Genomic DNA, 8,035 nt, shown 5'->3' with positions numbered 1-8,035 from the left:
AGACCGAGGGAGGCTTCGCGATGGAGCCGGGCTACGCGCCCAAGTACCCGCCGCCGGAGGGCACGCCCGTCGAGGAGATCGGGCTGCTGCTGCGCCGCGAGCCGGTCAAGCTGATGGTCAGGCACCCGGAGCTCGACCCGGACCGGTTCCTCGACGCGGTCGACGCCGTCGTCGCCGGCCGGCTCGTCGCGACCCGCTCGGGCGCCTCGTCGATGGTCGAGCTGAGCGCCGCCGGAGTCACGAAGGCCGCGACGCTGGCGCTGCTGTGCGACCGCTTCGGCGTCGCCCCCGAGGACGTCGTCGCCTTCGGGGACATGCCGAACGACCTCGCGATGCTCGCGTTCGCGGGCCGGTCGTTCGCGGTCGAGGGCGCGCACCCCGCGCTCGACGCGGTGGTGACCGACCGCGCCCTCGGCAACGACGAGGACGGCGTCGCCGCCGCGCTGGAGACGCTGTTCGCGCTGACCGACGGCTGACCCGCCGGACGCCGACGGCTCGGATTCCGACGGCTCAGACGCCGGCCGGGATCCGCGGCAGGACCTCGCTCGAGCCGTCGGGCAGCCGTACGACATGCAGGCCGGCCGGGATGTCCTCCTGCATCGCCTCGACATGGCTGATCAGCCCCACCATGCGGCCGCCCGCGCGGAGGGAGTCGAGGGTCTCCATCGCCGTGTCCAGCGTGCGGCGGTCGAGGGAGCCGAACCCCTCGTCGACGAAGAGCGTGTCGAGCCGGACCCCGCCCGCCTCCGCCGACACGACCTCCGCGAGCCCGAGGGCCAGGGCGAGCGAGGCGAGGAAGGTCTCCCCGCCGGACAGCGACGCCACCGGCCGCGGGCGGCCGGTGTGCTCGTCGAGCACCTCCAGCCCCAGCCCGGACCGCGCGCCCCGGTACGCCACCGCGTCGTCGTGCTGCAGCACGAACCGGCCGTCGGTCATCGCGCCCAGCCGGGCGTTGGCCGCGACGACGATCTGCTCGAGGCGGCTCGCGAGCACGTAGCTCTCCAGCCGCATGCGCAGCGCGTTCGTGCCGCCGCCGCGGACCACCTCCGCGAGCGGGCCGACGACCTCGAGCTCGGCGCGCTCCTGCGCGATCGCGCCGTGCCGGCCGGCGATGTCGGCGGCCAGCTGCTGCCCCTGCGCCGCCCGACCGCGCGCTGCGGCCAGGACCTCGGCCGCGGCGTCCCGCGCGGCCAGGGCGGCGGCCTTCGCCGCGGCGGCGCCGTCGACGTCCGCGGGCTCGTCCGGTGCGCCCGCGACGTCCGGGTCGCGCAGCTGGGCGCCCGCGCGCTCGCGGGCGGTCTCCCACGAGCGCACCCGCGCCTCCTGCGCCTCGCGCTCGGCGGCGGGCAGCGCTGCGGCGCGGACGGCCGCCGCGTCCGCGACCGACGCCTCGGCGAGCGCGCGATCGAGGCGGAGCGCCGCGTCCTGCCGGTCGGCGTCCGCCTGCGCGAGCCGTCGCTCGGCGACCTCGAGCGACCGCAGGGCCTCGAGCCGGCGGCGCAGCCCCGCGGCGTGCTCTGCGACGGAGGGGTGGCCGGCCCGCGCCTCCGCGACCCGTGCCGCGGCCGTCGCGTGGGCTGACCGCGCGCCGACGAGGTCCGCGGCGCGCTGCTGCAGGCGCGCTCTGGCCGCGTCGACCGACGCGGCCAGCGTCGCGCCGCGGGCGGTGAGCGTCGCCAGCGCTCGGACGGCGTCGGCGCGAGCCGACTGCGCCGCCCGGCAGCCGTCGACCGCGCGCACGGCGTCGCGCAGGAGGTCCTCGGCCTCCGCAGCGGTCCTGCCGTCCGCAGCGCCCGCGGCCGCGGCGTGCGCGGCACGGGCGGACGATGCGGCCGTCCCGGCGGCCGCCCGCTGCTCGGCGGCCGTGCGCTGGTGCTCCTCGGCGAGGGCGATCGCCCCCTCGTCCGGCGTTCGGGCGTCCTGCTCGGCGGGGTGCGGGTGCTCGGCCGACCCGCACACCGGGCACGGGTCGCCTGGGCGCAGCTCGGCCGCGAGCAGCCCGGCAGCGCCGGCGAGCCGCGCGGTCACGAGCGACCGGGTGCGGGCGAGGGCCTCCGCCTCCCGCGCCAGCGCCGCCTCGTGAGCGAGATCGGCCGCGCCGACCGCCTGCGCGGCCCGCGCCTGCTCCGCGACGGCGGCGACGAGCCGGCGGCAGCGCACGAGCGCCTCGTCCGCGGCGGCCGCGCCGGCGACCGCGGCCTCCGCGCGGGCGAGGGCGGCGTCGAGCGCGCTGCGCTGCGCTGGCAGCGCGTCGGCCTCGGCGACGAGCGTCGCGAGGTGCTCCTCCGCTGCCGTGTGCGCCGCCTCCGCCGCCGGGACCGCCGACGCGAGCGGAGGGAGGTCCCGCTCGAGGGCCAGCACCTCGGCCAGGGCGCCGAGCCGGCCCTCCAGCTGCGCCCCCGCCGACGCGGGATCCGCGACGTCCTCGCCGACCGCGCGCCGCGCGTCGACGGCGGCCCGGTCGGCGAGCTGGAGGGCCGCGTCGGCGCGCTCGGCGGCCTGCACCGACGGCAGCACGGGCAGCACCCGCACGGCGGCCGCGATCCGGACCCGTGCCGCGGCCACGTCCGCGCCCTGCGTGTCGAGGCGGGCGATCGCCGCCCGCGCCTCGGTCCGGCGGCGCTGCCGGTCCGCCGTCGTCACGGCCAGAGCCGCTGCGCGATCGGCGTCCGAGAAGGCGCGGCGGGCGTGCTCCGCGGCTGCCTCGGCCCGCTCGGCGCCCGCAGCGAGCCGGGCGGCGACCGCCGCGGCCCACGCGGCCTCGTCCTGCGCCGGCGCCTCCTCCTCCGCGACGGCGGCCAGCCGGCCGACGTCCGCGTGCAGCGCCGCCGTCGCGGCGCCGACGGCCTGCTCCAGCGACTTCGCGCGCTCGGCGACCTCGGCCTCGAACCGGCCGAAGCGCTCCGTGCCGAACAGCGCCCGCAGCAGGCCGAGCCGGTCCTCGCTGCGGGCCCGCAGGAACTCCTGGAACCGGCCCTGCGCGAGCAGGATGACCTGCAGGAACTGCTCCCGGGTGAGCCGGAGGATCGGGCCGAGGTGCTCGGCCACGTCGACCGGGCGCGCCGCGACGCCGACCCAGCCGTCGCCTTCGGAGTCCCAGCGCTCGAGCGACGCCGACTGCGGCTCGCGGGTGAACCCGTCGCCGCGCCGCTTCGGCCGGACGTACTCCGGGGAGCGCACGACCCGCCACCGGTCGGTCCCGACCGCGAGCTCGAGCGAGACGGAGGTGGGCGTGCCCGGATCGGCGTGGTCGCTGCGCAGCCGGGCCTGCCCGCCGTCGTAGCGGGGCGCGGAACCGTAGAGGGCGAAGCAGACGGCGTCGAGGATGCTCGACTTGCCGCTGCCGGTCCGGCCGGTGATGAGGAACAGCCCCGCCTCGTCGAGGGCCTCGAAGTCGATCTCCTGCCGGGCCGCGAACGGGCCGAACCCCTCGATGCCGAGCCGCAGGATCCTCACGCGGCCCGCTCCGCCGCCCGCACCGCGTTCAGCACGTCTGCGACGAGCGCCGACTCCGCGTCGGACGGGCCCGTGCCCGCGCGGACGTGCTCGAGGAACCCGGCGATCAGCGCGGCGTCCGGCAGCCCCGCCGTCCGCTCGCCGTAGCTGCGGGCGTCGGCGGGCCGCTCACCCTCCGGCCGGTGCTCCAGCCGTGCGACGAAGGGGAACCGCTGCCGCAGGCGGGGCATCGCGTCCTGCTGCCGGACGGGATCGGTGAGCACCGCCTGGATCCAGTCGTCGCGCACCGCCTCGTGCGCCGGGTCCTCGAGCAGCGCGGCGAGCCGCCCGGTGAGCGTCGTCAGCGCCCGCGGCACGGGCAGGTCGAGCCAGGTGACCTCGCGCAGCCCGGCCGCGTCGAGGTCGACGAGCCAGCCGCCGCGCAGCGGCGACGTCTCGCCGAACGAGTAGTGCAGGGGCGCGCCCGAGTAGCGGATCCCCTCCGCCAGCCGGACGCGGGAGTGGAGGTGCCCCAGCGCCACGTAATCGACCCCTTCGAACACCGACGACGGCACCACGTCGAGGCCGCCGGTGGTGATGTCGCGCTCCCCGCCGGCCGCCTGCGGCTGCACGCCCGCCGACGCGAAGCAGTGCGCGAGCACGACGCTGCGGCTCCCGCGCCGGGCGACCGTCGCGCGCACCGCCTCCATCGCGGCCCCCAGCACCTCGGCGTGGGTCCGGCCGCCGACGAGGAGCGGCTCCAGGTAGGGGATGCCGAACACGTCCACGGTGCCGTGCTCGTCGGTGATCGGAACCGGATCGGCAAGCGCGTCCGCGCGGGTGCGCACGTGCACCCCGCCCGCAGCCGCGAAGGGCGCCTGGTGGCCCAGCCGGGCGGGGGAGTCGTGGTTGCCGCTCGTCATCACCACTACGGCGCCGGCGGCGCGGATCGCGAGCACCGCCTCCTCGAACACCGCGAACGCGGCCGCCGCCGGCGTCGCCGAGTCGAAGACGTCGCCCGCCACCAGCACGACGTCGACGCGCTCCCGGGCGACGGCCGCCGCCAGCTCGGCCAGCACCCCGCGCAGCGCGTCCGTCGTCGGGTGCTGGTGGAACGTGCGGCCGATGTGCCAGTCGGAGGTGTGCAGCAGGCGCATGCCGCGCACGGTAACCGGCGGCTCGGACAGCGGCCGTCCAGCCGGACGCTCGACAGGGCGCTGCTACCGTAGGGGCGCCCGATTCGCGGGCCGCAGGACGGAAGGGAGCGACCGATGGAGATCGATCTCGCCGTCCTCAGGCTGATGGAGCGCGAGCGGGAGATCCCGTTCGACGAGCTGCTGCGGATCATCGAGGCCGCGATCCTCACCGCCTACCTGAAGCACACCGACCGCCCCGCCCCGCCGCCCGCGGGCACCCCGTCGCCGCGGGTCGAGATCGACCGCAGGTCCGGCCGGGTCACGGTCCTGGTCCCGGAGGTGGACGAGAGCGGCGAGCAGGTCGGCGAGGCCGTCGACGACCCGCACGACTTCGGCCGCGTCGCCGCGTTCGCCGCGAAGCAGGTCATCAACCAGCGCCTCCGCGACCTGGGCGACGAGCGCATCCTCGGCGAGTTCAAGGGCCGCGAGGGCGACATCGTCGCCGGCGTCATCCAGCAGGGACCGAACCCGCGCATGGTGCACGTGGACCTCGGCTCGATCGAGGCGATCCTGCCCCCCGAGGAGCAGGTGGCCGGCGAGACCTACCCGCACGGCGAGCGCATCCGGGTGTACGTCACGAGCGTCTCCCGCGGCCCGAAGGGCCCCTCCATCACCGTCTCCCGCACGCACCCGGCGCTGGTCCGCCGGCTGTTCGCGCTGGAGGTGCCGGAGATCGCGTCCGGCGTCGTCGAGATCACCGCGATGGCCCGGGAGGCCGGCCACCGCTCCAAGGTCGCGGTGCGCGCGACGCAGCCCGGCGTGAACGCGAAAGGCGCCGCGATCGGCGAGCTCGGCGCCCGCGTCCGCGCGGTCTCGGCCGAGCTCGGTGGCGAGAAGATCGACATCGTCGACCACTCGGACGACCTCGCGACCTTCGTCGCGAACGCGCTGTCGCCCGCGCGCGTGACGAGCGCGTTCGTGCTCGACCGCGGATCGAAGGCCGTGCGCGCCCTGGTGCCGGACTACCAGCTGTCGCTCGCGATCGGCAAGGAGGGGCAGAACGCTCGCCTCGCCGCCAAGCTGACCGGCGCGAAGATCGACATCCAGCCCGACTCGATCCTCGACGAGGACTAGCTCGCGCCTCCTGCGGCGGAGGTTCGGGCGATACCGGCTCGAGTCGTTGGTCGCGTTGCCGGGGTGGCTGGACGACGCCGCGAACGGTGCTGACTCTTCCGTTTTGAAGGAGTTTCTGGCGCCCGACCGCAGGAGGTGCTGAGACTGCTGCGCCAGAAACTCCTTCAAAACGCACGCTGGGACGCGACCACTTCGAGAACCCCGCCGAAGGCGATCGTTCATCGGGAACACCGCCCGGCCTCCGCGCGTTCGGAAAGAGGCAGAGTTCCGGCCGGGTCGTGGCCGGGTACACTGTCCCCTTGGAGCGGCCCAGGCTGTCGCTCCTTCTGCTGCCGCTCCGTCCCGGAGCAGCGGTTCCCCACGCGAAGTGGAACAGGCACATGGACCAGCGATGAGCGACTCGAGATGAGACCCGCACCGCAGTAGCGGCCTGCCCTGTCCGGGCGGGCCTGGACAGGAGAGAAGTGGCGAAACCACGCGTCCACGAGATCGCAACGGATCTCGGGATCGACACCAAGCTCGCGCTCGCCAAGCTCAAGGAGATGGGCGAGTTCGTGAAGGGCCCGTCGTCGAGCGTCGAGCCGCCGGTCGTCCGCAAGCTGAAGGCGAAGCTCGCGGCCGACGGCATCACGACGGCAGGCGGCTCCGGCGGCCCGCGCCCCGGCGCGCCCGTCGCCGGCCGGCCCGCCCCGGGCGCCCGCCCGGCGGCACCGGCACCCGCCCCACGTCCGGCGGCGACCCCCGCGGCCGAGGCCGCGCCGGTGCGCCAGCAGCCCGAGCGCACCGCCCCGCAGGCCGCGCCCGAGCGGCAGCAGCCCGCGGCGGAGCAGCAGGCGCCCCGGCCGTCCGAGGGCGCCGACATCGTGCGCCCCGGCGCCGCGCGCTCCGGTGCGCCGCGCCCCGGCGGCGCGGCTCCCGCCAGCACCCGGCCCGAGGGCAGCGCCCCTGCGAGCACCGGGCCCGAGGCGAGCACGCCCGGATCCATCCCGCGTCCGCAGCCCCGCCCGGGTCAGCCGCGGCCGGGCAACAACCCGTTCGCGTCGAGCCAGGGCATGGGCCGCGCGCCCCGCCCCGGCAACAACCCGTTCGCCTCCAACCAGGGCATGCGCCCCGGTGCGCCCGGCGCGAGCGGCGGGGGTGCCGGCGGCGGCATCCCTCGACCCGGGGCCCCGCGTCCCGGAGCCCCCCGTCCCGGTGCGCCGCGTCCGGGCGGACCCGGCATGGGCGCCCCGCGTCCGGCCGGCTTCGGCCAGCGCCCGAACTTCCAGCGCCCCGGCGGCGCCGGAGGAGCGGGCGCCCGTCCCGGCGGTGCCGGCGGCGGCTTCCAGCGTCCCGCGGGCGGCTTCAGCGGCCCGCGCCCCGGTGGCGGCGGCCGCGGTCGCGGTCCCGGCGGCGGCACCGCGGGCGCGTTCGGCAAGGGCGGCGGGAAGTCCCGCCAGCGCAAGTCGAAGCGCACGAAGCGCGCCGAGTTCGAGATGCGCTCCGCCCCGAGCCTCGGCGGCGTCAGCGTCCCCCGCGGCGACGGCAACGCGGTCATCCGCCTCCGTCGCGGCGCGTCCATCACGGACTTCGCCGACAAGATCGACGCGAGCCCCGGCAACCTGGTCACGGTGCTGTTCCACCTCGGTGAGATGGCGACGGCGACCGAGTCCCTCGACGAGGCCACCTTCCAGGTGCTCGGCGAGGAGCTGGGCTACAAGATCCAGATGGTCTCCCCAGAGGAGGAGGACCGCGAGCTCCTCGACGGGTTCGACATCGAGTTCGAGTACGACGAGGACGACGAGGACCTGGAGATCCGACCCCCGGTCGTCACCGTCATGGGTCACGTCGACCACGGCAAGACGAAGCTGCTCGACTCCATCCGGAACGCGAACGTCGTGGCCGGCGAGGCCGGCGGCATCACGCAGCACATCGGTGCGTACCAGGTGTGGAAGGAGCACGAGGGCAACGAGCGGGCCATCACCTTCATCGACACCCCGGGTCACGAGGCGTTCACCGCCATGCGTGCCCGCGGTGCGCAGGTGACGGACCTCGCGATCCTCGTGGTCGCCGCCGACGACGGCGTGATGCCGCAGACGGTGGAGGCGCTGAACCACGCCCAGGCGGCCGGCGTGCCGATCGTGGTCGCGGTGAACAAGGTCGACCGCGAGGACGCCAACCCGTCCAAGGTCCGCCAGCAGCTGACCGAGTTCGGCCTGGTCGCCGAGGAGTACGGCGGCGACACGCTGTTCGTCGACGTCTCGGCCCGGACCGGTGCCGGCATCGAGGAGCTCATGGAGGCGGTCCTGCTGACCGCCGACGCGGGCCTCGACCTGCGTTCGAACCCGAAC

General features: G+C 76.5%; 5 protein-coding genes. 3 read left to right on the top strand and 2 right to left on the bottom strand.

The window, feature by feature from the left end:
• A partial coding sequence (locus tag ACFE60_RS15760; protein WP_375389810.1) for an HAD family hydrolase occupies window positions 1-476 on the top strand: 476 nt, incomplete at its 5' end.
• Between the two features lie 34 nt (window positions 477-510).
• Here the strand turns inward: ACFE60_RS15760 and ACFE60_RS15755 are convergent.
• Together ACFE60_RS15755 and ACFE60_RS15750 are read right to left on the bottom strand one after the other, a co-directional pair.
• Window positions 511-3,456, bottom strand: coding sequence for an AAA family ATPase (locus ACFE60_RS15755; protein ID WP_375389809.1), 2,946 nt, complete (start codon window positions 3,454-3,456; stop codon window positions 511-513).
• Entirely contained in the window at window positions 3,453-4,592 is a 1,140-nt protein-coding gene (locus ACFE60_RS15750; RefSeq protein ID WP_375389808.1) for an exonuclease SbcCD subunit D, read from the bottom strand. Before ACFE60_RS15750 ends, ACFE60_RS15755 begins: the two co-directional genes overlap by 4 nt.
• A 114-nt stretch (window positions 4,593-4,706) precedes the next feature.
• Between ACFE60_RS15750 and nusA the strand changes: the two genes are divergently transcribed.
• Together nusA and ACFE60_RS15740 are read left to right on the top strand one after the other, a co-directional pair.
• Window positions 4,707-5,705, top strand: coding sequence for a transcription termination factor NusA (gene nusA / locus ACFE60_RS15745; RefSeq protein ID WP_375389807.1), 999 nt, complete (start codon window positions 4,707-4,709; stop codon window positions 5,703-5,705).
• Window positions 5,706-6,169: 464 nt separating this feature from the next.
• Window positions 6,170-8,035 (top strand): translation initiation factor IF-2 N-terminal domain-containing protein (locus ACFE60_RS15740; RefSeq protein WP_375389806.1); only part of this gene is annotated, 1,866 nt, incomplete at its 3' end.

Origin of the sequence: uncultured Amnibacterium sp. (assembly GCF_964245895.1) — a bacterium.
Classification (GTDB): domain Bacteria; phylum Actinomycetota; class Actinomycetes; order Actinomycetales; family Microbacteriaceae; genus Amnibacterium.
The sequence above is the reverse complement of the archived record's forward strand: the minus strand, read 5'-3'. Positions and strand labels throughout refer to the sequence as shown.

Coding starts and splice junctions, on each gene's coding strand:
- ACFE60_RS15750 (WP_375389808.1), bottom strand. CDS start 4,592: ATGCGCCTGCTGCACACCTCCGACTGGCACATCGGCCGCACGTTCCAC.
- nusA (WP_375389807.1), top strand. CDS start 4,707: ATGGAGATCGATCTCGCCGTCCTCAGGCTGATGGAGCGCGAGCGGGAG.